Origin of the sequence: Streptomyces spiramyceticus (assembly GCF_028807635.1) — a bacterium.
Taxonomy (GTDB): domain Bacteria; phylum Actinomycetota; class Actinomycetes; order Streptomycetales; family Streptomycetaceae; genus Streptomyces; species Streptomyces spiramyceticus.
Map to the genome: position 1 here is coordinate 1529034 of NZ_JARBAX010000002.1, position 22962 is coordinate 1551995.

Below are 22962 nucleotides of genomic sequence, written 5' to 3' on the forward strand. Positions count from 1 at the left end.
GTTCAGGGTCGGCGTCGGCTGCGTTTGCCGGAGTTGAACGGGGGGTGCGGGTCGTATTCGATGGCCAGCTGGATTGCCTTCGCCGTGGTTTCCCCGGCGATCAGAGACGCCAGGTACAGGGCCATGTCCAGGCCTGCCGAGACCCCCGCCGCCGTGATGATCTTCCCCGAACGCACGTAGCGCTGAGGCAGGTAGGTCACGTCGAACTCGGACCGCAGGTAGTCGGCGGAGGCCCAGTACGTCGTTGCCTGTCGCCCCTTCAGGAGGCCCGCCGCGGCGAGCACCAGCGTCCCGGTGCAGACGGAGGCCGTCCACTGGCTGTGCCGGTCGATTCGGCGGATCCAGCTCAGCAGCGCCTGATTCTCCATGGCCCCGACCGTGCCGCGGTTGCCGGCGCCGGGCACGAGCAGGACGTCCAGGCGATTGACCTCGGCGATGGATCGCTCGGCCATTACGGCCACGTCCCCCGTGTCCGTACGGACCGGTCCTCGCCGCTCGGCGATCATCGTCACGTTCGCACCCGGCAGCCGGGACAGCACCTCGGCGGGGCCGGTGGGGTCCAGCAGGCTGTAGCCGTCGTACAGCAGGATGCCGATGGCCGGCCCCGCACCACCCGGCCGTTCGGCGTGTGCGACACCGGCTTGGGTGACGCCTGCGGTGGCGAGCGCGGCGGTGGCCACGGTCCCGCGGAGGAGGGCCCTGCGTGTCGTCGAATTCGTCATGGCACGGGAGTCTTCTGTGCCGACGGTACGTGCGCTCGTGGCATGTCCGGCATCCTGCGAATCCTGTCCCCGCCGACCCCATAGTGATCCAGGAATGCCTGCCGCAGCGTCTGCGCCGACCCGAACCCGCAACGACGCGCGATCGCGGCCAGCGGCAGCCCGCTGGACCGCACCAGATGAGCTGCCGCCTCCGTACGGGCCGCCCGCACCGCCCGTGTCGGGGTCGTGCCGAGATGCGCGGTGAACAGGCGGGTCAGGTGCCGGGGGCTCACTCCCGCCCGGGCCGCCAGCACGCCGGGCGTCAGGTCCTCGGCCAGGTGGCCCGCGATGTAGCCGGCGAGGTCCCGTACGAGCCGGTCCCCCGGCGGTGGGGCGGCCAGGAACATGCTGATCTGGGCCTGATCGGCGGGCCGGTGCAGGTAGGAGACCAGTTCGCGTGCGACGGCGCGGGCGAGCGTCGGGCCGTGGTCGTCCTCGATCAGAGACAGCGTCAGGTCGAGTGCGCTGGTGACCCCGGCGGAGGTGTAGACGTTGCCGTCGCGGATGTAGAGCGGCCCTACGTCAACGGCCACCGCGGGGTGGCGAGCGGCCAGTTGCTCGCCGTAACCCCAGTGTGTAGTCACCCGCCGATGGTCCAGCAGCCCGGCGGCGGCGAGCACGTAGGTGCCGGTACAGACGGAGGCGACGCGTCGACTGCGCTCGGCCAGCCGCCGGACCTGGGCCAGCAGCCGCCCGTCCGCCGCCGCGTCTTCGTACCCGGCTCCGCCGACGACGATCAACGTATCCAGCCGTCCGGTCACCGCCTCAAGCCCGCACCCCGCCCCGAGCACGATCCCGGCCGAACTGCGGGCGGCACGGCGGCCGAGGGTGCCGAGCTCGATGGCGTAGGGCGGGGTGGCGCCGTACCGGTTGGCGATGTCCAGTGCGCCGCTGGGGCAGGCGATGTCAAGTATCTGCGCGTCGTCGTAAGCCACGATGAGGATGCGCCGCTGGTTGTCCATGGGCCGATGCCATCACGCACCGCAGAACAGCGATGTGGTGCGAGCATGAAACCGCTGCTGGGCCGCTCACCTGAGCCGCGGGCGGTCCCGGGCCGGTCTCAGGACGCCCTCCTCCGGGGCGCTGCGTACCCTGGAAGCAGGACGCCCCGTACCGCCCGTGGAGGTACGCCATGACCCGCGGTCACCGCTTTCACGTCGATCAGCACGGGCACTCCGTCAGCGTCCAGCTCGGACGGCGCTCGGCCGGCATCGAGGTCCTGGTGGACGGCAAGGTGGTTGCCTACCGGCCGGGCCGCGCCAAAGGCGTCACGATCCTGGCCGCGGAGCTGCCCGAGGAGCCGCCCCGGCCCTTCCGCATCCTCGTGGAAGACATGGGCGGCACGCCGTTCTGCGTCATGGACACGGCCGGATCGACCTTCCTCATGCCACAGGTGCCCTTGACCAGCCGACACGAGTCGCCGCCGCGCCTCACGTCGTCGGATCCTGTACGCCGCCTGCGCAGGATCCTGCGGCGCATCCGAATCACACATCACGGCCCGCACGGTGCGTGAGACGCACGCACGTCAGGGCGTCCGGGGTCGCCCTACGAGTGCCTCGACTCCGTCCAGCATCCGTTCGAGCCCGAATTCGAAGAGGGTGTCGAGTTCGAGGTCGAACTCGTCCTGGTCGAAGAGGGTCGACAGCACCGGATAGGCCCCGGTCGCCTGGATCGCTTCAATCCGCGGCTCGTTGGACGCCATCCACTCCTCCGGTGTCATTCCGGTGTCCTGCCGTGCTTGCGACTCCAGCTCAATGGCCATCGCGACGCCCTGGGCGTACCCGACGAGAGTCAGGTGGACATGGACCATCTCGTACGGCGTGAGCCCCAGTCCGCGCAGAACGCTCAGGACCCGCTCGGTGTACCGCATCGCATGGGGTGAAGCCATCGGCCGGGTGAGGGCGGCCGTGGCCCGCGCCAGCCAGGGATGGCGCTCGTACAGACTCCACAACCACCGTGCCTCCAGCGCCAGTTGCGCACGCCAGCCGGACGGTCGTGGTCCCGGCGGTTCTTCGCTGAACACCGCCTCCGACATCAGCCGTACGAGCTCGCCCTTGCTCGGGACATGACGGTAGAGCGCCATGGTGGACGTGCCGAACTCGGTCGCGAGCCGGCGCATGGAGAGCGCGGTGAGCCCCTCCGCGTCGACGAGCGTGATGGCGGCGCGAATGACGCGCTCGCGGGTGAGGCCATGGCCGGGCGGGGCCGAGCGCTCCCGTCCCGGCTCGGCGACCACCGTGCCGACACCGGGCACGGCCCGCACCAGCCCCTCGCGGTTCAGCGCGGCGAGAGCTTTCGTCGCGGTCGCCATCGCGACGCCCCACTCCTTGGTGATGAGGCGTGTGGAGGGGACGAGATCACCGGGAACGAGCTCGCCCGAGGTGATGCGGCGGCGGATGTCCCCGGCGATCCGGAGGTAGGGCGGCTCGACCTTCATGCCCGTACTGTACTAGTGCACCAAAGTGGTCCGTGACGGGTGCACTAGGTATCTGTTTGCGGTGTACGCGCCGACCCGATTCCGTATCGAGCCATGGAGAACACACCCGGCCCCCGCGCGGGCCGCAAGGAATGGACCGCTCTCGGCGTCCTGATGCTGCCCCTGCTCCTCGTCTCGATGGACGTCTCAGTCCTTTACTTCGCGATCCCGTACGTCAGCCAGGACCTGGCACCGAGCGCCACCCAGCAGCTGTGGATCCTCGACATGTACGGCTTCGTACTCGCTGGACTGCTCATCACCATGGGCGCGCTCGGTGACCGCATCGGGCGGCGCACGCTGGTGCTCGTGGGAGCCGTGGTCTTCGGCGCGGCCTCGGTCGCCGCCGCGTACGCGCATTCGGCCGAACTGCTCATCGCCGTACGCGCACTGCTCGGACTCGGCGGCGCCGCCCTGATGCCGTCGACCCTCGCTCTGATCCGCAACCTCTTCCACGACGAGAAGCAGCGCGGCAAGGCGGTAACCATCTGGACGGCCGTCATGACCACGGGCATCTCCATCGGCCCAGTGGTCAGCGGCCTGCTGCTGGAACACTTCTGGTGGGGATCGGTCTTCATCGTCAACCTGCCCCCGATGGTGCTGCTGATCGCCCTGGTGCCGTTCCTGGTACCGGAGTTCAAGTCGCCGAAGCAGGGCCGCTTCGACCTGCTGAGCGCGCGGCACTCTCACTCGCTGCCCTGCTCCCGGTGATCTACGGCATCAAGGAATGGGCCCGGCACGGTTACGAGCCGCTGCCCGCCCTGTGCATCGCCTCGGGGCTCGCGCTCGGCTTCGCCTTCATAGGCCGCCAGAAGCGCCTCGCACACCCGGTGATCGACCTGAGCCTGCTGCGCCGACGTGCCTTCGGCGGCGCGGTGTTCGCCAATCTCCTCGCCATGTTCGCCACGGTGGGAATGGCCGTCTTCTTCACCCAGTATCTGCAGTCCGTCCTGGGCATGGGCCCGTTCGAGGCCGCACTGTGGAGCCTGGTGCCGGCCGTGGGCGTGGCCGTCATGGCCCCGGCCGGCGCGGCACTCGCGCAGCGCACCGACCGTGCGTATGTCATGGGCGGCGGCTTCCTCGTCTCCGCCTGCGGATTCCTCTGGCTGGCCCAGGTGCGTACCGACTCGCCCCTCTGGTTCACCCTCGTCGGCGGCTCCGTCTATGCGGGCGGTTTGGTCGCGGCCATGACCCTCGCCAATGAACTCGCTCTCGGCGCCGCCCCGCCGGAGCGCGCGGGCTCGGCCGCGGCCGTGCTCGAATCGGGCCAGGAGCTGGGAGGCGCCCTGGGCATGGCGATACTCGGCTCCGTGGGAGCGGCGGTCTACAGCCGCGACATGGCCGACGCCCTGCCGGCCGACGTGGCACACGCCGACGCCGTACGCGAAACGCTGGGCGGCGCGGCTGCGGTGGCGGCGCACTTGCCGACAAGGACGGCAGAGACCGTGCTGGCGGCCGCGCGCGACGCCTTCACCCACGGGATGGGCTTCGCTGCGGTCGGCGCGGCCGCTGCCATGGCCGGAGCGGGCGTCTTCTCGCTCGTACTGCTCAGGGGCGCAGGCAGGACGAAGCCGACATCCGCCGAACCGGAGCGTGCCGTGCGGGGCTAGCTGCTCTTCTTCCCGTCGGCGCCGACGTTCGGGTGATAAGTGGCCTCGCATGCAACTGAACGCCACCTGACGGGACTCCTGTTGGTCAGTGACGACACGCAGGAGGTTCCGATGAACACCACACAGGTTTCTGCACTTCCCCGGAGGGCGCCGCGGAGGACGCCGCGGTGGGCGCTCGACCCGTACCGCCCGCTGCCGGCCGACAAGCACCGACTGGATCTCCACGCGGCCCTGACCACGACAGGAATCGCGCCGCTCCCCGGCGACCTGGACGCCATCAAGGTCCTCAGCACGCTGGACGACGCCACTGTCAGGACCGTTCTGCGATGGATCACCAACCGTTGACCCGTACGCGCAAGTTACCTCCAGGTATGTAGTGACTTCACAGGCAAGCGGCAGTAGAACCTGTTTCCACTCCATTGAGAGTGAGGAACCTCACATGAATGATCCTGCCGTACGTGGTACGGGTTCCAAGGACTTCTCGCGCCGAGGATTCATCGCTGGAACTGGTTCTATTCTGGGTGGCGTCGCCCTCGCCGGTTACGCCACCGCAGCCCAGCCGAAAGCCGCTTCCGTGGCCGCTCCGATCGAAGCCGGGGCCCACGTCCCGGCCCTCGTGATAGGCACCGGATACGGCGGCTCCGTCGCCGCCCTGCGTCTCGCTCAGGCCGGCGTCGACGTACACATGATCGAGATGGGCATGTCCTGGGACACGCCCGGCACGGACGGCAAGATCTTCGCCAACACCACCAAGCCGGACTACCGGTCCTTCTGGCTCCGCACCAGGACCAAGCAGCCCCTCAGCAACTTCCTCGGCTTTCCGCTCGACAAGGACGTCTCCCGCTACACCGGGATCCTGGACGCCGAGGAATTCAGCGGCATCACGGTCTACCAGGGCCGCGGCGTCGGCGGCGGATCCCTGGTCAACGGCGGCATGGCGGTCACCCCCAAGCGCGAGAGATTCAGCGCCGTCCTCCCGTCGGTGAACGCCGACGAGATGTACGGCACCTACTACCCGCGCGCCAACGCCGGGCTCGGGGTCAGCCACGTCGACCCGGCCTGGTGGGAGAGCGCGGCCTGCTACCAGTACGCCAGGGTCGGCCGTAAGCACGCCCAGCGTTCCGGCTTCCCGTTCGTCTTCGTGCCCAACGTGTACGACTGGGACTACATGAAGCAGGAGGCCGCCGGAGCCGTCCCCAAGTCGGCCCTGGAGGGCGAGGTCCTCTACGGCAACAACTACGGCAAGAAGTCACTGCAGAAGAACTACATCGCCCAGGCGAAGGCGACCGGCAGGGTCACCATCTCGCCGCTGCACAAGGCCACATCGGTCGCCCCGGCGGCCGGTGGTGGCTACACCGTCCTCATCGACCGGATCAGCACCAGCGGTGACACCACGGTCACCAAGGCCGTGACCGCGGACAGAGTGTTCTTCGCGGCCGGCAGCGTCGGCACCAGCAAGCTCCTGACCAAGCTGAAGGCCACCGGCCTGCTGCCCGGCCTGAACAACGAGATCGGCAAGGGCTGGGGCGACAACGGCAACGTCATGTGCGGCCGCGCCAACCACATGTGGGACGCCACCGGCAGGCTCCAGGCGTCCATGCCCACGGCCGGCATCGACAACTGGGACGCCGGTGGCGCGTTCGCCGAGGTGGCACCGCTGCCCACGGGGATCGAGACGTACGCCTCGTTCTACCTGTCCATCACCAAGAACCCGAACCGCGCCGAGTTCTCCTGGAACGCCGCCACGGGCAAGGTCGACCTGAACTGGCAGACGGCCTGGAAGCAGCCGTCCATCGACGCCGCCAAGACGATCTTCGACAAGATCAACGCGAAGGAGGGGACGATCTACCGGACCGACCTCTTCGGGTCGTACAAGATCTGGGGCGATCACCTCACGTACCACCCGCTCGGCGGCGCGGTGCTGAACAAGGCCACCGACAACTACGGCCGCCTCCACGGCTACTCCGGCCTGTACGTCATCGACGGCTCGCTGATCCCCGGCAACACCAGCGTCAACCCCTTCGTCACCATCACAGCACTCGCCGAACGGAACATCGAAAGGATCATCGCCACCGACCTGTGACGGTGGCCGGGTGAGCCCTGGGGGAGCCGGGCGCACCGGGCGGCCCCCCGACCACCTCAGTGCCCGGGCAGCACGCACACAGTGTCGAGGCCCAGCACACGATTGAGCCGGCCGAACGCCAGCCAGGAGCCGATGCTCATGCTCAGCTCCACGATTTCGAGCCGGCTGTAGTACGCGGTCATCCGCGTCCAGAATTCGTCGTCGAGGCCGTGGTGATCCAGGGCGTACCGCTCGGCGTACTCGGCGGCCAGCCGCGTCCGGTCGTCGAAAGCGCCGGTGGTACGCCACTGGGCCACCGCGTCGGTGAACTCCTCCTCGACCTTCTGCCCGTCCCGTTCGGTCCGCCAGTCGAGGCAGAAGGCGCACCCGTTGATCTGCGCGATCCGCAGCCGCGCGGCCTCGAACTCGCGCAGCCCCAGGGTCGTGTGGGCGTACACCGACAGCGAGAAGTTCGAGGCGGCGATCCCGATGCCGGGGACCATCTCGCCCCACACGTACTCGATCGCGTTCTTGCCCTCGGGGATGTCGATGTTCATCGCTTACTCCTTCCGAGCTTGCCGACTGCGGGGCGCAGTGGCACGTCGAGCGCGTCGTAGAGCCCGGGTTCCGCGTCCACGAGCCAGTCGATGGCGCCCACCAGCCGGCCGACGGCGGTGGCGTTCCCGCCCGCCGAACGGTTCTCGCCTTCGTCGGTGGCCTCGACCGTGACCTCGATGCGCGGGCAGCCCTCGATGATCACCCGGTGTGCCCCGTCGCCGTTGGGCGGCGCAGGCCAGTCCGGTGCGCAGGACGGGTGGATGCGGGTGACGTGCTCGATGACGATGCGGGGTTCGCCCTCGACGATGCCCTGCACCTCGAACCGCACCGCGCCCTGGGTGCCCGCCTCGAACGAGCCCATCGTCCGGGTGCTCACTGTGGCGTCGAGCGGGCGCCGGTCCATGGTCTCGCGTATCTCGTCGAGTTCGACGTCCAGTGCCCTGGCCATCAGCCGTATCTGCCCGCCCCACACCATGGTCGGGACGGTAGGCGCGAGCATCAGCGGCTCGTAGTCCATCGGCCGGCCCATGCCGACCAGGTACCGGACCGAGTCGGGCTGGTCGTAGGTGGAGTAGTCGAAGATCTCCTGGCAGCGGATCACGTCCACGGTGGTGCCGAGTCCGCTGATCAGCAGGGGCAGTACGTCGTTGCCCCAGCCGGGGTCGACACCGGAGACGAACAGCGAGCCGCCGCCGTCCGCGATCGCGGCCAGCACCGGCTCGCGCAACTCCGGCGGGGCGCCCTCCTGGTCGTACAGCGCGTACACCGAAGGGGTGACGACCACGGCTCCGGCGCGGATCGCCCTGACGCTGTCGGCGAGTGCATCGTCAGGGCGGATGTCACCGGAAGCGGCGTACACCACGGCCTGGGGGCGGGCGGCCAGCACCGCGTCGATGTCGTCGGTCGCCGCGACGCCCAGATCATGGTTGAGCCCACCGAGACCGCCTGCGTCTCGGCCCACCTTGTCGGGGTTGTGGACGAGTACGTTCGTGAGCTTCAGCGCCGGATTGGCCTCGACGGCACGGATCGCCAAGCGGCCGACGTTCCCGGTACCCCAGACAACCGTGGAAATCATGCGGCGGAGGGTAGCGCGAGGACCCAACGGTTCCTAGGCACGCGACGACCCCAAACCGTAAGGGAGTTGGGATCAGTGCGCGCCATGCCTGCGGAGGTTCTCCGTCAGCATCGTCGTGGCCTCGCCGACACCAATGCTGCCGCTGTCCTGGTCGGCCACGGGCAGGCGTCCGTCCGTGGATTTGAGCTCGGTCATGGCCTCTTCCATCGCACGGTGCGACGCCCACCGCGAGCGGATCTGAGGCGACAGGGGACAGGCCCCCGTTCAGCTCCCCTGGTTGGTTGTCCCAGCGAGCTCGCGGAGGGCCTTCGTGGTGAACTCGTCGAGAGGATAGAAGAGCTCGATGGCCAGTTCCGACAGCGTTACGTCGGCCGGGGCGCCGAATGTCGCCATGGTGCTGAACATCGACAGTTCCCCCTGCGGGGTGCGGATTCTCAGCGGCACCTGTATCGGGCTCGGCGGGCTCGGCCTCGATGCCGGGGCGTCGGCCCCGGCCTGCTCCTGGTCGGCGAGGACTGGGTACTGGCTCACCTCTTCGTACAGCGCGCGTAGTTCCGCGTCTCCGGTGGCGTTGACCTGGCGGAGCAGCCGTTCGAGGAAGAGGCCTCGGACCTCACCGAGATTGGACAGTCGCGAGGCCAGCCCCTCGGGGTGCAGAGCCAACCGGAACACGTTCGGCTGCGGCTCCAGCAGATGAGGCGGTATGCCGTCCATGAGCACGGCCATGGCCCGGTTGCCGGTCAGTACATTCCAGCAGCGGTCGACCACAACGGCGGGATACGGCTCGTGCGCCGTCAACATGGTGTCGAGCGCGGAACGGACCGACGCCATGTATTGGTCGTCGAGGCTGCTCTCCCGGTACGCCGGCGCGTAGTCGGCGGCCAGTAGCAAGGTGTTGCGCTCGCGCAAGGGGATGTCGAGGGCGGCAGACAGGCGGAGCAGCATCGTACGGCTCGGGCGTGCGCGGCCGGTCTCCACGCAGGACAGGTGGCGCGCGGAGGTGTCTGCCAGGAGAGCGAGGTCGAGTTGGCTGAACCTGCGGCGCCGGCGCCAGTCCCTCAGCAACGCGCCGACCCGGGACGGCTGTTCCACATCCATGCCCAGGAGGATAACTGCCACTGGATCAGGGAGGCCATGACCTCAGAGGTCATTGAGTCCATGACGCTTGCGATGCCACCGTCTCCCCAGGCCGGGCATGTTCAGGTCCCGGCCCTCAGACCAAGGAGACCTGTATGACCCTCACGGCCATGACCGCCCAGCGCCCGGCGGCCGGCAGCGCCGCGTCGGACCTGCTGCGTACCAGCCTGCGCATCGACGCCTGGAGTACCGCCGTCTTCGGCGTTGTCATGCTCGTCGCCAGCGAGTGGCTCAGCGGCCCGCTCGGGCTGCCGACCGCTTGGTCCGTACCGTTCGGGATCGCCATGCTGGGCGGGGCCGCCGCGCTCGCCCTCATCGCCGGCTATCCCCGGATCCCGTCGCACCTCGCCGCGATCGTCGTCGTGGGCAACACACTCTCCTGCGCGGCGATGCTCGTGCTGGCGTTCACGAGCGTCATACCGCTCACCGGCCTGGGTACGGCCTTCATGGTCGTCGGAGCGCTGGTGGTCGCGGTCTTCGCCGAACTGGAGTTCATCGGCCTTCGGCGCTCCAGGAGTGCCGTTCCCACGTCATGACGTGTGTTCGGCTGCCGTATACGTGACGGCCCTCAGCGCGGCGGGATGTGCGGGCCCGCCGGCGCGGGTCCCAGAGTCGTTGTGCCCCGGGCCGCCCGGTGCCCCAGCCCCGTGCGGTATACGTCCAGGGCCGCCTCAGTGCGGCCGCCGCGGCGCAGCAGGTCGCCCAGCAGGCGGCACAGGTCGGCGAGGTCGCCGCTGGCCCCGCTGCGCTCCAGCAGGGCCAGGGCCAGGACGTAGTGCTCCTCGGCCGCCTCTGCCTCCCCTCTCTCCTCTGCGATCAACCCGAGCAGCCGGTGCGCGCCCCCCGCGTGCACCGCACCGTGCCGGTCGCCCAGTTCCAGCAGTGCCGAGAGGAGATCGGCCGCCTCGTCGTGCCGCCCGAGCCGCCGCAGTACATCGGCCAGCTCCACCTCGACCTGGGCGGTGTAGAGCGCGGCGCGCTTGGCGGCGAGCATGTCTCGGGCGGTACGCAACTCCTGCTCCGCGAGCGCCAGTTCGCCGCTCTGCGCCTGGACGTAGCCGCGCATCCAGTGGCAGTGCGCGAGATCGGTGCGCAGCCTCAGCTGCCGGTAGATCGCCTGGGCCTTGGCGAGCGAGGCGTCGGCGTCGGCCGTGCGCCCTTCGGTGAGGAACGTACGGGCCACCTGCCGATGCATGCCTGCCACCAGCGCGGGGTCGTTGACCTGCGGCGCCAGGGCAAGGGCGAGCTCGGCGGCGTGCGCGGCGCGGGCGTGGGCGCCCATGTCGATGTACGGGCCGATGACGGCGGCGTACAGCAGGACCAGCGCCTCGGGATCGGCCAGGCCGCTCGCGGCGAGCTCGTCGATGGTGGACTCAAGGAGATAGCAGGCGTAGCGCAGCTCCCCGGCGAGGAGGTGCGCGACGGCGCGGCCCCGGATCGCACGGGCGCGGCGAGGGAGTGGTTCACCGGCCAGGAGTCGTTCCGCGGCTTCGAAGTGCCGCCCTGCGTCGGCCAGTTCGCCGGTCTCCAGCGCGCATTCGCCGAGTCCCAGCAGCGCCTCGGCCTGCTCGGGCGCGAGGTCGAGGTGTTCCGCGTCGGTGAGCAGCCGGCGGTAGCCAACAGCAGCCTCGTCGGCGGCGCCGGTGGTGAGTTCTCGCTGGGCATCGGTGAGAGCGAGCCGCAGCTCGGTGGCCAGATGAGCGGGACGTCCGGTGGCCAGCTCCTCGTACGACGTGCCGAGCTGCTCCGCCAGGAAGCGCAGTGCGGTCTCGGAGGGGCGGAGCTTGCCGGACTCAAGTGTCGAGATGTACGCGGGAGTGTACGAGGGGGCGGCCAACTGCCGTTGTGTCAGACCGCGTTGTGTACGCAGTCGCTGCACCCGGCGGCCGATCTCGGCCGGTTCGTCCATGAGAACCCCCCTGGTTGCTCCAACTCCCCAGTATTCATGGGCAGTAGACCATTGCGCGCATCCTGCGCCTCCGCCTAGTTTAAGCGCCGAGTTCATTGTGCTTACTCATTCGCTTAACTTCCGTATCAGGGGGAGGACTTCATGCGTTCAGCACGGCGCAGAGCCATGGCGGCGACCATCATGGCCGCTGCCCTTACGGCCGTACTGGCCGCCGCACCCGGCAGCGCGGCCGTCGATCCGGGGACGCCCGGCGGGGCGGGTGCCGGGAGCGAGGTCGAGGTCGAGATACCCGGGCCGGAACACGGCACAGCCGCCGGAGCCGGCCACGCACAGGTATCGCCCGTATCGCCGGACGGCCGGACGCAGCCGCAGCGCGGGCTCTCGGGAGCCGAGCGAGCCGCCGACGGCGAGGTCACCAAGCTGATAGACAACGGCTCCACCGCCGACCGGCTGGACGTCGTCGTCATAGGGGACGGCTACACCGTTGCCGAGCTGGCTCGGTTCCACACCGAGGCCAAGCAGAAGTGGGCCGAGGTGGCGGCCGTCGAGCCGTATACGACGTACCAGAATCTCTTCAACGTCTGGGCGGTCGATGCCGTATCGAACCAGTCCGGCGTTTCCGGCGACCCCGGTCCGGCCACCGTCCGCGACACGGCCCTCGGCTCGTACTTCTGGTGCGACGACATCGAGCGGCTGCTGTGCATCGACCAGGACAAGGTCGACGGGTACGTGGCGCAGGCGCCGGAGGCCGACCTGGTGATCGTCCTCGCCAACAGCACGAAGTACGGCGGCGCGGGCTACAACGAGCCAAGCGCGACTTTCGGTTACGAGGGGATCGCGACCGCATCGGCGGGCAACGAGAAGTCCGGCCAGGTCGCCATCCACGAGACCGGCCACTCGCTGGGCAAGCTCGCCGACGAGTACTTCTACCCCGACTACCCGGGCTACGAAAAGTACGAGGGCTCCGAGCCGGCCGACTCCAACATCTCCACCCTGACGGCCGAGGACATGGCCCGACGGCACGCCAAGTGGTACCGCTGGCTCGGCGAGGAGTCACCGGACGGCGGGACGGTCGGCGCGTACGAAGGCGGCGGCTACTACGTCACAGGGCTGAACCGGCCCACCGGCAACTCCCTGATGCGTTCCCTCGGAAAGCCCTTCAACCTGCCTGGTGTCGAAGCGATGATCGCCGGCTTCTACCGCCACGCGCGGATCGTCACCGCGATCACCCCCACCGGCAGCACTCTCCGGCCGGGAGACACCGCGCAGGCCGCCGTACCGCGACTGACGGGCCCGGACGGACGTCAGCTCAAGGTCCGCTGGTATCTGGACGGCAGGGAGTTGAAGCCCTTCGCGGGCCGTGCCGAGGTGCGGGTGTCGGACCTGGGCCTACGGCCTCTCGACCTGCGCACGCACAGGCTGTCGGTCACCGTGGAGGACCGTACGCCGGCAGTGCGAGACCCGAAGGTCGCGGGAGCACTGAAATCCACCATCGGCTGGAAGATCCGGCCGGGCGCCGTCAAGCCCGGCGGCCGCGCCATCGCCGGCTCGTAGCGCAAGGACTGCCGGTCACGGCTGGGGTCGGGTCAAGTACGCCGCGATACGTTCCCCCCATGTACGCATGTCCGCGCGTGTCCGGGAGACATGCAGGTCGGCGTGCGGCAGCAGATGAGCCAGCGTTTCCGCGGTCGACAACGGGTGGCCCGGGTCGTCCACCCAGGCCAGGATCAAGGCCCGCTGGTGCAGCGCGGCGATTTCCGTGGGGGAGGGCAGGTCGGACCGCGCCAGGCCGCGCAGGATGGACGGCAGTACGTGCTCGGCGGGCGTCGGTTCGAACGGGGGAACGTCGGCTACGACGGCCGGGCGAGGCTGTTTCCTCTTGGCGGCGAGCCAGGCGTCGGCACCTTCGCGTTCGATGGTGTCCGCGGATTCACGGTTGGCCCGCGCATACGCCTCCCGCGTCGTCCAGGCCGTCGGCGGGATGAGCAGAACCAGTCGGAAGAACCGGTCGGGCGCCTGGACAGCGGCGTGCAGCACGCTGCCGCATCCCATCGACGCGCCCATGGCGTCGATGGGATCGGCGGAGCCCAAGTGATCGAGCAGGCCCAGCAGGTCACCTGCGAGCGAGGGATAGGTGAAGTCGCTGTCCACGGCCTCGCCGGTGGACCGGCCGTGGGCCCGGGCGTCATTGCGGACCAGGCGCACGCCCGCGTCCAGGACCGGTGCCCAGTCGAACAGGCCCATCCGGCCCTCGGCGGCCTGACTGACGAACCCGCCGTGCGCGTACACGGCAAGAGGTCCCTCACCGGCGTCGTCGTAGACCAGCTCGGCCCCGCGATGCCAAAAGCGGCCTTCCGTGAGCGGTGCCTTCCTCAACGCGTGATTTCGCTGCCGTGCGGCGCGTACAGGTCCAGGAGCCGGACCCGGGCCGCCTGCAGCCGGTGGGAGAGCACCCGCCCGACCCAGTGATTGATCGACGAGGCGAACACGGGGTCGGAGTCCATCATCCTCTGTACGGTCGCCGCGTCGAACTCATTCGTACGTACAGGAGTCATGGCCTCGGCGCCGAGCTGCCAGCGGTACGGCGGGAACAGCCAGGACCATCCGACCAGTTCGCCCTGCCCCAGGCTGTCGATCACGACCGAACGACCACCCGGCACCTTGATGTCGAGAGTGACCGCACCGGAGCGGACTATCCAGAAGCGGTCCGCGGGAGCGCCTTCGGTGAATAGACGTGCCCCCTCGGGAAAGTGCACCTCGTGTGCCAGCGCCATGAGGCGTGACCGGTGCTCCGCCGACAAGGAGGCGGCGATCCGGGTGGGGGAAAGCATGCTCATGGCTGCCCTCCGGTTCTGAGTCCCCTTCCAGTGTCACCCCGGGTGGCCGGACGCACGACAGGAGCGGTCCTCCCGGATCGACGCCCACCCCCGTCGCGAGGGGTGAAGTCGTCGCCGCACTCGGGCATGACGATCCCGGAGGTATGGAGGAAGACCGAACGGGTACTGGCGCTCACGGGCGAACCCGGGAGGCTGCGATGGAGTGCGTGGAGGAGCGTCCCTACCGCTTCCGGATCGATCAGCAGCGGGAGATGCGAGTGCCCGGCGTGGTGTTCGCGTCCAGGGAGCTGTTGCACGATGCCGAGAAATCGCTGGAGCAGGTCGTCAATGTGGCGACGCTGCCAGGCATCGTGACTGCCTCGTACGCCATGCCGGACATCCACTGGGGCTACGGCTTCCCCATCGGCGGAGTGGCCGCCACCGACATCGACGCGGGCGGCGTGGTCTCGCCCGGCGGCGTCGGCTTCGACATCTCCTGCGGGGTCCGGCTGCTGGCCGCCGACTGCGACCTGCGGGCGCTGGAGCCGGCGCTGCCCGGGCTCATGGACGGCCTGGGCCGGGTGATCCCGCGCGGCGCCGGACCGGGCGGTGTCTGGCGCCTGGACGGCCACCGTGAGCTGGAACGGGTCCTGGAGGGCGGATCCCGGTACGCCGTGGAGCAGGGCCACGGCGAAGAGCGCGACCTGCGGCGCTGCGAAGACAGCGGAGCGGTCGCCGGCGCCGACCCGGGCCAGGTGAACGAGCGTGCGCGTGAGCGCGGGCTCGGCCAGGTCGGCAGCCTCGGCTCCGGGAACCATTTCCTGGAGGTCCAGCAGGTCGACGAGATCTACGACGAGCCGGTCGCCGCAGCGTTCGGGCTCGCCGCCGACCAGATGTGCGTGATGATCCACTGCGGTTCCCGCGGGCTCGGGCACCAGATCTGCTCCGACCACGTACGGGCGATGGACCGGGCCATGGCCCGGTACGGGATCGCCGTGCCGGACCGGCAGCTGGCCTGCACCCCGGTCGATTCGCCGGAGGGCAGCGCGTACCTCGGAGCGATGGCCGCGGCCGCCAATTACGGACGGGCGAATCGCCAGTTGCTGGCCGAGGCGGCCCGCCGTGTCTTCCGCCGCGAGGCGGGCGCCCGGCTCACGCTCGTGTACGACGTGTCCCACAACCTCGCCAAGATCGAGACGCACCTGGTGGACGGCGAGCCGCGTCGGCTGTGCGTGCACCGCAAGGGCGCCACCCGGGCGTTCCCGCCCGGCCACTCCGAGCTGCCCGGAGAACTGCGCGGCGTCGGCCAGCCGGTGCTCATCCCCGGCACCATGGGCACCGCCTCGTACGTCCTGACCGGCGTCAGCGGAGGCGACGCCTTCCACTCCACCTGCCACGGCGCCGGCCGCGTCATGAGCCGACACAAGGCGGCACGCACGATCGGTGGCAAGGAGCTGAGGGCCCGGCTGGAGGCGGACGGCATCGCGGTGCGCCCGCTTTCCTGGCGGGGCCTGGCGGAGGAGACCCCGGAGGCGTACAAGGACGTCACCGCGGTGGTGGAGGCGAGCGAGGGCGCGGGGCTGTGCCGCAAGGTGGCCCGGCTCGTCCCGATCGGTGTGGTCAAGGGATAGCGGCGTTACGCAAGGCTGTTACGCAGGGGCCGATACACAGGGCGGCGGCCTGCACCACGTCGCCCGCACCACAACCTCAGACGTCGACCGTCACCGCGCAGGACCATCCGTACGGATCCGGCGCCAGGTGCAACTCGTTCCAGGACACGGCCTTCGGCACAGCACCGGTGATCGGCACCGATCGCACGTCGGTCACCGCCATCCGCATGTCCAGCCCGCCGTCATCCGTCTCCGCCTCGACGTCCACCGGCACCTCGCCGTGCACCTCCAGCCGGAAGATGACCTCGTCCAGCAGCGCGGCCAGCAGGTCGTCGTCGCTGCCCTCGTCCACCCGCATCTGCCGCACAGCGCTCGCCCGTACGCCGGAGAGGTCGGCGAAGCACTCCACCATCCCCAGCACCGCCTCCACCAGGCACTGCTCGCGGCTCGCCCCCCAGGCCTCGATGCGCAGGTCGGCCGTGTGCGGGACGGCCCGATGCCCACACTCCCCGGGACGTCGCACCTGCCTGTCGTTGTCCATGTCACCGGCCATGCCGAGCATGTGCCCGCTCACCCCGCGCCGATGCGTGACGAGTGCCGGCGGTTCTCCGAACAGCCACCACGTGCGCGCCGTCCCCCTGCACGTTCTGCGCGTGCTCTGATGTCGCACCGGTGGGAGAGTCGGAGAGCGAGCCCGTTCAACCCGGAGGTGCTGCTCATGGACACTGTCCTGATCACCGGTGGGACCGGCCATCTCGGGCGTGACGTGGTCGCTGCACTGAAGTCCCGGTACCGGGTGCGCGTGCTGGCCCGGTCGCGCGGGCAGGACCCCGACGTGGAGTGGATCAAGGGTGATCTCGCCACTGGCGCCGGAGTACAGGACTCCGTTTCGGGGGCGCAGATCGTGATTCATGCGGCGACACTCTCCCCGGCCGCCCGGCGCGGTTACCTTCTTCCGTCGGACTTCTGGCGCAGTCCTCCGCAGGTCGATGTCGACGGCACCAGTCGACTGTTGGAGGAGGCCCGGAAGGCTGGCGTCGCCCATTTCGCGTACATCTCGATCGTCGGCGTCGACCGCTCCCGTATCCCGTACATGCTGGTGAAGCGCGCCGCCGAGGAACTGGTGCGGGCCGGTGGAGTGCCCTGGTCCGTCCTGCGGGCCACGCAGTTCCACTGGCTGGCCGACCGCATGCTCGGCAAGGCATCGAGGATGCCGTTGCTGGCGGTACCCGGCGCCCTGGTGACTCATCCGGTGGACTCGCGCGACTTCGCGGCGTACGTGGCCGACCGCGTCCAGGACGGGCCGGGCGGGGACTGCGAGGAATTCGGCGGCCCCGAGGTGCTGGAGCTGCGTGATCTCGTCAGGCAGTGGCAGCAGGCCCGCCGCCGGAGATTCCGGGTGCTGAACGCACCCGCGCCCGCACGTCTCCAGCGAGCGGCCCGCGACATGACCGCCCCGAACGGCCGCCTCGGCGAGACCACCTGGTCGGACTGGCTGCGCACCCACCAGCCCGAATAGACGCGATGACCCACCCCGGCCCGGACCCCACCCCTGAAGCCCTGGTGAGGGCTGCTCGCGCCGCCGGTGTGACGGATGAGCGACTGCTGCACGCCATGCGCGTCGTCCCGCGCTCGGCATTCGTACCCGCCTCGCACCGCGCATCGGCGTACACGGACGCGCCGATCCCCATCAGCCACAGTCAGGTGACGACGCAGCCCTCCCTAGTCGCCATGATGATCGATGCGCTCGGCCTCACCGGGAGCGAGCGCGTCCTGGAAATCGGTACCGGCTACGGCTTCCAGACCGCGCTGCTGGCACGCCTCGCGACATACGTCGTGAGCGTCGAACGATGGCCGGACATGGCGGAGGAGGCCCGGGTCAACCTCGCCGACGAAGGCGTGCAGAACGTCGAGATCGTCGTCGGCGACGGCACCCTCGGCATGGCCGCCCGTGCCCCCTACGACGCTGTCATCGTCTGCGCCGCCTTTCCGCAAGTGCCGCCCCCACTGGTCGGACAACTGCGGATCGGCGGCCGTCTTGTCCAGCCGATCGGCCCGGGCGGCCAGGAGGAAGTCGAGCTGTACGAACGGACCGCCCACGGCCTTGAGCACCGCGGGAACGTCGTACGGGCTCGCTTCGTCCGCCTGTTCGGGGCCTACGGCTACCCCCCGAGGACGCCGTTCGGCGATGCTGGGTGACATGGTGGCGGTCCTGGGCGTCGACGCGTGCACGGCGGGGTGGGTGGCGGTCGAGCTGCGGGACGCCCGATTCGCTGGGGCACGCCTGGCCACCGACCTTCGCTCCCTGCTGCGCGAGGCGGAGGAGGCCCGGATCGGCGGCGGTGGCGTCGAAGTCGTGGCCGTGGACATGCCGCTGGGTCTCCTCGACACGGGATGGCGGCGCGCGGACGCGGAGGCGGCCGCCCTGCTGGGCCGGCTCAGGGGCAGCGTCTTCCGGGTGCCGCCCAGCGAGGTGTGGCAGGAGGAGTATTACGAGGACGCGAACCGCCGGTGCCGGGAACTCACCGGAGCCGGGCTGAGCCGCCAGAGCTGGGGCCTCGCCGTCAAACTCCGCGAGGCGAACGGCTGCTTGGCGGATGCCGGGGCCGACCGACTCTTCGAAGTGCATCCCGAGGTGTCGTTCTGGGCACTGGCGGGAAAGACACCGCTTGCGCACCGCAAGAAGAGCTGGGCGGGGCAGATGGCCCGGCGCTCGCTCCTGGAGGCCGCCGGCGTCGTCCTCCCCGACGAGCTGGGTGACGTGGGGCGCGTGCCGCCGGACGACGTACTGGACGCGGCTGCCGCAGCATGGAGTGCCCAACGGATCGCCCAGGGCCGCGCGCGCCCCCTCCCGGATCCGCCGCAATACGACAGCCGGGGCAGGGCTGTCGCGATCTGGTACTGACCGGCGCGCGCCGGCTCAGGTATGGCGGGTGCTCTTCGCGGCGGCGTCCACGGGAGGCGCTTACAACTCCGGTGGCTATGGAGCCTACGGCCGCCTGGCGGCATGGCAGTCGCTTGCCGGGCTGTCGGGAGCAGCTGAAGGGGCATCGGCCGCCGAGGTGGAGGCGGGTACGGGGGGTGCGACTGGTACAGCTTCGGGGCTGCCACGGAGTGGTTCGAGCACAAAACCCACTGAGCCCCACGCCCAAGTCGCTTGTCGGCAACGTGATTTCTGGGAATCCGTACGCGCCCTACCGGCCGGATCACCGCCGGTACGACGCTGAACCACATGACGACTCCAGGGAGAATCCACCGCTGAGGCGGTCGCCGAGAGACGTTGTCCTACTGGAATTCTATTAACCCCAAAGGGTGGCGGGAATTCAGATTTTCGGCGGTGGCCCACAAGAATACGAATCTCTTCCCGCTGCTGGAGGTGCCGTTGTCCCGTCCCGCCTCGTCCCCGTCGTCCCCGTCGACCATGATGACGCTCGGGTGCGCGTTGTTCGCCACCCGCTGGCTCCAAGCACCTCTGTATTTCGGCCTGGTGGCCGCTCAAGGGGTCTACGTCTACAAATTCTTCAACGAGTTGTGGCATCTCATCGACCACGTCGTGAGCGGGAGGGCGGACGAGACCCACGTCATGCTCGCCGTCCTCAAGCTGGTAGATGTCGTGATGATCGCCAATCTGCTGATCATGGTGATCGTCGGCGGGTACGAGACCTTCGTCTCCCGGATCGGACTCCAGGGCCACCGCGACCAGCCGGAGTGGCTCTCGCACGTCAACTCCAATGTGCTGAAGGTGAAGCTGGCCACCGCCATTGTCGGGATCTCGTCGGTGCACCTGCTGCAGATGTTCGTGGACGTGCACCACACGCCCCAGCACGACCTGCTCTGGGGGACGGTGATCCACATGGCGTTCATCGCCTCGGCGGCGATCCTCGCGTACATGTCCGGCCCCATGGCTTCGCACGAGAGCAGGGGAGACTCCGCACACGGGCCGCAGTCGCAGCAGTCGCCGGGCCTGCCGCGGCAGCGGGACGGCGGGGCCGAGGAGCCGGGCTCCGCGGCGGAGGAGCGGATCGAGGCGGCCGGGTTCCCCGCGCGCAAGGTCCTGGAGATGTTCGACGACAGTCACCTGCGGTCGCCCGACCCGCAGACCCTCGCCCGGCTGAGCAAGGTCGACTTCGTCGGCCGCAAGGGCAATGTGGTGTTTCTCGGCGCTCCGGGCACCGGCAAGACGCACTTGGCCGTCGCGCTGGGTGTACGGGCGTGCCAGGCCGGCCACCGGGTGCTGTTCGCCACCGCGGCCGAGTGGGCCGCCCGCCTCGGCGACGCGAAGGCCGCGGGACGGCTGACGAAGGAGCTCGCGCGGCTTGACGACTATTCGCTGCTGATCGTGGACGAGCTGGGTTACGTACCTCTGGAAGGAGAGGCGCCCCACCTCCTCTTCCAGCTCATCTCGCGCCGTTACGAGCGGGCCTCGATGATCGTCACCAGTGACCGGCCGTTCGGCCGCTGGGAGGAGGTGTTCGGCGACACCGGGGTCGCCTCGGCGGCGGTCGACCGCCTCGCCCATCACGCGGAGGTGGTCACCCTCGACGCCGACAGCTATCGGACGCGGGGACTCGGGCCCGCCGAGGTCGCGGGGCGGGGAGCGCCCGGCTTCTGACGGGCAGACGTCCGGTACGGCCATCGGAGCGGACTGCTGGTCACGTGGGTGACATGGGGCGTGTCCAGGGGTAGTGGTGCGGTGGGCCGCTGAGGCTGGTGGCCTGGAGGTGCCTTCCCATGAGCGATCCGTTCGGTGGCGTCGTCGGACTGCTGCATGCCGCGGCGGCGTCGTCCGACGTGCCGTCCGTCGCGGTGCTCGTGGACCTGGTCAGGACGCCCTCCTCGGGCGGCCAGATCAAATGCTGGGAGCACTTCGCCGAGGCCGCTGCGGGCATGAGCCCGGCGGCGCTGGGAGTCGATCTGACCGTCTACACGCTGGGTGAGGCACACCGCGTGGAGCGCCTCTCGCCGGCCGTACGGTTCGTCTCCGTGCCACCTCTGCTGAGTACGGCGCCGTTGGTCCGGAAGGCCGGCGCCGACGTCTGCGACCTCTCGCCCCACCACCCCGCGCTGAACCGGCTGCTGCCCCTGCACAGCGTCTGGCATCTGACGCACATGTTCTCCCTCGCCAATACCGCGGTCCGCCTGCGCCGGACGCGACAACGGGCGGGGCCGGCGAACCGGCCGGGACTCGTGGCTTCCGTGCACACCGACGTGCCTGCGCTCACCTCCTCCTATGTCCAGGAACTGCTCGGCAGAGCACCTGCCCGCCTGATGCCGCGCGCCGCCCCCGCGCGACTCGGTGAACTGAGCGCCCGGCTCGCGCGACACCGCCGAGACCGGCTGCTGCGGGCCTGCGACCTCGTACTGGTCGCCACCCCGCAGGAGCGAACCGACATGACCGCCGTGGTGGGTGAGGAGCGGGTGTCCCTCCTCGGCCGTGGAGTCGACCATCGCCTCTTCCGCCCCGACGCGTCGGCGCGCGCGGAACTGACACGGAGTCACGGTGTCCCGGCCGACCGTACGGTGGTGCTCTTCGCCGGCAGGGCCGATGCCTCCAAGCGGGTGACGCTGCTCGCCGAAGCCGTCCGGCGGCTTCGCGACGAGGGACGGTCGGTGCACCTGGTTGTGGCGGGCACGGGCCACGAGACGGAACAGGTGTCGCGGCTCCTGGGCCTCGACGCGACGCTGCTCGGCACCGTGAGCCAGGACCGGCTCGGCCGCGTGTACGCGGGATGTGACGTCTTCGCTCTGCCGTCCCTCACAGAGACGATCGGCAATGTCGTCGGCGAGGCGATGGCCTGCGGACTACCGGTCGTCCTGCCCGCCGGTGCCCGCACCACGCGGTGGCTCGCGTCGCCGGGCGATGACGGACTCGTCGTCGCGGACGACAGTGTGGCGGGCTGGGCCCGCGCGCTGGCCGCTCTGGTGGACGACCCCGCCGCGCGCGCCGCGATGGGACGTCGGGCGGCGGCCACTGCCCGCGCCACGCAGCGGACATGGGCGCAGGTGCTGACGGAGGACCTGGTGCCGGTGTGGCGTGAGGTGGCGCCGCTGCGCTCTCCCAGGGCCGGCTGACGCGTGCTCGTCGCAGTGTGCGCCGCGCTCGCCGCCGCAGCGTGTTTCGCCGTGGCCGGTGTGCTCCAGCAGCGCGCCGCCGCCCGCCGCCCCGATCACGAATCGCTGACTTTCGCTCTTCTGCGGCAGTTGGTACGCCAGCGGCTGTGGCTGGGCGGCATCGCACTGGCGTTCCTGGCCTACGTATTTCAGGCACTGGCCCTTGCCTCTGGTCCGCTCAGCCTCGTACAGCCGATCATCGTCAGCGAACTGCTCTTCGCCATTCCCCTGGCGGCACGGTTGGGCCGTACGCGCCTTCGAGCGCGCGACTGGCTCGGCACCGCCGCGGTGACCGGCGGCCTGGCGAGTGCGCTCTTCGCCGCCCGCCCCCACGGAGGCAGTTCGGTGGCGAGTCCGGAGGGGTGGCTGATCACGCTGGCGGCCGTCGGTGGTCTGGCGGCCGCGTCCCTCGCCGGCAGCCGTCTTGTCGCGGGGCCGGTGAAGGCGTCGTTGATGGCTCTCGCGGGCGGACTGGTCATGGGCCTGCAGTCCGTACTCCTGGCCTCGACCGTCAACAGGTTCGACGAAGGCGCCGTGGCGCTCGCCACCGCCTGGCAGACGTATTTGCTCGTGGCGGCGAGCATCGGGGGACTGCTCCTGATCCAGAGCGCCTTCCAGTCCGGCCCGTTGGCCGCGAGCATGCCGGTGATCGACGCCACCGAACCGGCGGTGGCCATCGCGGTCGGTACGGCGTTGTTCGGCGAGAGCGTGCGCCTCGGCTGGCCCATGGGCGCTCTGGCCGCTGCCGGTGCGGCGCTGACTCTGACGGGGATCTTCCTGCTGGATACGTCGCCGACCCTCGGGGCGCCGGGTCGTACAGAAGGGGACTCCTGAGCCCAG

The 22962-nt window shown here is 69.9% G+C and carries 24 protein-coding genes and 1 pseudogene; 14 read left to right on the top strand and 11 right to left on the bottom strand.

Translation table 11 applies throughout. The features are described 5' to 3' along the window. Nucleotides 1-2: 2 nt before the first annotated feature. Together PXH83_RS30405 and PXH83_RS30410 are read right to left on the bottom strand one after the other, a co-directional pair. A complete protein-coding gene (locus tag PXH83_RS30405; RefSeq protein ID WP_274564702.1) occupies nucleotides 3-722 on the bottom strand; it encodes a DJ-1/PfpI family protein in 720 nt (239 codons plus the stop codon). Next, entirely contained in the window at nucleotides 719-1705 is a 987-nt protein-coding gene (locus tag PXH83_RS30410; protein ID WP_420803290.1) for a GlxA family transcriptional regulator, read from the bottom strand. Before PXH83_RS30410 ends, PXH83_RS30405 begins: the two co-directional genes overlap by 4 nt. A gap of 188 nt (nucleotides 1706-1893) precedes the next feature. Between PXH83_RS30410 and PXH83_RS30415 the strand changes: the two genes are divergently transcribed. Continuing rightward, nucleotides 1894-2274 (top strand): hypothetical protein, encoded by a 381-nt coding sequence (locus PXH83_RS30415; protein WP_274564704.1) that lies wholly within the window; start codon nucleotides 1894-1896, stop codon nucleotides 2272-2274. 12 nt (nucleotides 2275-2286) lie between these two features. On the opposite strand, the gene PXH83_RS30420 is transcribed toward PXH83_RS30415, so the two are convergent. Beyond that, entirely contained in the window at nucleotides 2287-3198 is a 912-nt protein-coding gene (locus tag PXH83_RS30420; RefSeq protein ID WP_274564706.1) for a TetR/AcrR family transcriptional regulator C-terminal domain-containing protein, read from the bottom strand. Between the two features lie 93 nt (nucleotides 3199-3291). Between PXH83_RS30420 and PXH83_RS30425 the strand changes: the two are divergent. From PXH83_RS30425 to PXH83_RS30435, 3 genes and pseudogenes are all read left to right on the top strand, one after another. Next, nucleotides 3292-4844: pseudogene (locus tag PXH83_RS30425) on the top strand (MFS transporter). A 111-nt stretch (nucleotides 4845-4955) separates the two neighbouring features. After that, a complete protein-coding gene (locus PXH83_RS30430) occupies nucleotides 4956-5189 on the top strand; it encodes a hypothetical protein (RefSeq protein WP_274564708.1) in 234 nt (77 codons plus the stop codon). Nucleotides 5190-5283: 94 nt separating this feature from the next. Then, nucleotides 5284-6927, top strand: a complete 1644-nt coding sequence (locus PXH83_RS30435; RefSeq protein ID WP_274564710.1) for a GMC oxidoreductase — start codon at nucleotides 5284-5286, stop codon at nucleotides 6925-6927. Between the two features lie 56 nt (nucleotides 6928-6983). Here the strand turns inward: PXH83_RS30435 and PXH83_RS30440 are convergent, their stop codons facing one another. The 4 genes from PXH83_RS30440 to PXH83_RS30455 all read right to left on the bottom strand — a co-directional run bounded on the left by PXH83_RS30440 (nucleotide 6984) and on the right by PXH83_RS30455 (nucleotide 9637). Beyond that, nucleotides 6984-7463, bottom strand: a complete 480-nt coding sequence (locus PXH83_RS30440; protein ID WP_274564711.1) for a carboxymuconolactone decarboxylase family protein — start codon at nucleotides 7461-7463, stop codon at nucleotides 6984-6986. After that, a complete protein-coding gene (locus tag PXH83_RS30445) occupies nucleotides 7460-8539 on the bottom strand; it encodes an NAD(P)H-dependent amine dehydrogenase family protein (protein WP_274564713.1) in 1080 nt (359 codons plus the stop codon). The genes PXH83_RS30440 and PXH83_RS30445 overlap by 4 nt, the downstream gene beginning before the upstream one ends. A 72-nt stretch (nucleotides 8540-8611) precedes the next feature. After that, on the bottom strand, nucleotides 8612-8734 hold the full coding sequence (locus PXH83_RS30450) for a hypothetical protein (protein ID WP_274564715.1): 123 nt from the start codon (nucleotides 8732-8734) through the stop codon (nucleotides 8612-8614). Nucleotides 8735-8803: 69 nt separating this feature from the next. Beyond that, the gene (locus PXH83_RS30455; RefSeq protein WP_274564717.1) at nucleotides 8804-9637 is read right to left on the bottom strand and encodes a helix-turn-helix domain-containing protein; all 834 of its coding nucleotides are present in this window, start codon (nucleotides 9635-9637) and stop codon (nucleotides 8804-8806) included. A 134-nt stretch (nucleotides 9638-9771) separates the two neighbouring features. Here PXH83_RS30455 and PXH83_RS30460 point away from each other — a divergent pair, with 134 nt between their 5' ends. Beyond that, the gene (locus PXH83_RS30460; protein ID WP_274564718.1) at nucleotides 9772-10212 is read left to right on the top strand and encodes a hypothetical protein; all 441 of its coding nucleotides are present in this window, start codon (nucleotides 9772-9774) and stop codon (nucleotides 10210-10212) included. A gap of 32 nt (nucleotides 10213-10244) precedes the next feature. Here PXH83_RS30460 and PXH83_RS30465 read toward each other — a convergent pair whose 3' ends face one another. After that, on the bottom strand, nucleotides 10245-11585 hold the full coding sequence (locus PXH83_RS30465) for a helix-turn-helix domain-containing protein (RefSeq protein ID WP_274564719.1): 1341 nt from the start codon (nucleotides 11583-11585) through the stop codon (nucleotides 10245-10247). A 141-nt stretch (nucleotides 11586-11726) separates the two neighbouring features. Between PXH83_RS30465 and PXH83_RS30470 the strand changes: the two genes are divergently transcribed. Next, nucleotides 11727-13139 carry a M64 family metallopeptidase gene (locus PXH83_RS30470; RefSeq protein ID WP_274564721.1) on the top strand — a complete coding sequence of 471 codons (1413 nt, stop codon included), beginning with the start codon at nucleotides 11727-11729 and terminating at the stop codon, nucleotides 13137-13139. A 15-nt stretch (nucleotides 13140-13154) separates the two neighbouring features. Here the strand turns inward: PXH83_RS30470 and PXH83_RS30475 are convergent, their stop codons facing one another. Continuing rightward, nucleotides 13155-13961: an alpha/beta fold hydrolase gene (locus tag PXH83_RS30475; RefSeq protein ID WP_274564722.1), complete on the bottom strand. Its 807-nt coding sequence runs from the start codon at nucleotides 13959-13961 to the stop codon at nucleotides 13155-13157. Further along, complete coding sequence (locus PXH83_RS30480; RefSeq protein ID WP_274564723.1) at nucleotides 13958-14422, bottom strand: Crp/Fnr family transcriptional regulator; 465 nt, start codon at nucleotides 14420-14422, stop codon at nucleotides 13958-13960. The genes PXH83_RS30475 and PXH83_RS30480 overlap by 4 nt, the downstream gene beginning before the upstream one ends. A gap of 197 nt (nucleotides 14423-14619) precedes the next feature. Between PXH83_RS30480 and PXH83_RS30485 the strand changes: the two genes are divergently transcribed. After that, nucleotides 14620-16032: an RtcB family protein gene (locus PXH83_RS30485; RefSeq protein ID WP_274564725.1), complete on the top strand. Its 1413-nt coding sequence runs from the start codon at nucleotides 14620-14622 to the stop codon at nucleotides 16030-16032. A gap of 76 nt (nucleotides 16033-16108) precedes the next feature. Here the strand turns inward: PXH83_RS30485 and PXH83_RS30490 are convergent, their stop codons facing one another. Beyond that, entirely contained in the window at nucleotides 16109-16564 is a 456-nt protein-coding gene (locus PXH83_RS30490) for an archease (RefSeq protein ID WP_274565217.1), read from the bottom strand. 165 nt (nucleotides 16565-16729) lie between these two features. On the opposite strand from PXH83_RS30490, the gene PXH83_RS30495 reads away from it, so the two are divergent. The 7 genes from PXH83_RS30495 (at nucleotide 16730) to PXH83_RS30525 (ending at nucleotide 22956) form a co-directional block, all read left to right on the top strand. Continuing rightward, on the top strand, nucleotides 16730-17530 hold the full coding sequence (locus PXH83_RS30495) for an SDR family oxidoreductase (RefSeq protein ID WP_274564727.1): 801 nt from the start codon (nucleotides 16730-16732) through the stop codon (nucleotides 17528-17530). 5 nt (nucleotides 17531-17535) lie between these two features. Continuing rightward, complete coding sequence (locus PXH83_RS30500; protein ID WP_274564730.1) at nucleotides 17536-18210, top strand: protein-L-isoaspartate(D-aspartate) O-methyltransferase; 675 nt, start codon at nucleotides 17536-17538, stop codon at nucleotides 18208-18210. A 1-nt stretch (nucleotide 18211) separates the two neighbouring features. Next, nucleotides 18212-18916 carry a DUF429 domain-containing protein gene (locus tag PXH83_RS30505; protein ID WP_274564731.1) on the top strand — a complete coding sequence of 235 codons (705 nt, stop codon included), beginning with the start codon at nucleotides 18212-18214 and terminating at the stop codon, nucleotides 18914-18916. A 28-nt stretch (nucleotides 18917-18944) separates the two neighbouring features. Then, on the top strand, nucleotides 18945-19238 hold the full coding sequence (locus PXH83_RS30510; protein ID WP_274564734.1) for a DUF6183 family protein: 294 nt from the start codon (nucleotides 18945-18947) through the stop codon (nucleotides 19236-19238). A 110-nt stretch (nucleotides 19239-19348) separates the two neighbouring features. After that, nucleotides 19349-20623: an IS21-like element helper ATPase IstB gene (gene istB, locus PXH83_RS30515; RefSeq protein WP_338054745.1), complete on the top strand. Its 1275-nt coding sequence runs from the start codon at nucleotides 19349-19351 to the stop codon at nucleotides 20621-20623. 119 nt (nucleotides 20624-20742) lie between these two features. Continuing rightward, nucleotides 20743-22083, top strand: a complete 1341-nt coding sequence (locus PXH83_RS30520) for a glycosyltransferase (RefSeq protein ID WP_274564736.1) — start codon at nucleotides 20743-20745, stop codon at nucleotides 22081-22083. A 3-nt stretch (nucleotides 22084-22086) separates the two neighbouring features. Continuing rightward, nucleotides 22087-22956 (top strand): DMT family transporter, encoded by an 870-nt coding sequence (locus PXH83_RS30525; protein WP_274564738.1) that lies wholly within the window; start codon nucleotides 22087-22089, stop codon nucleotides 22954-22956. Nucleotides 22957-22962 lie beyond the last annotated feature (6 nt).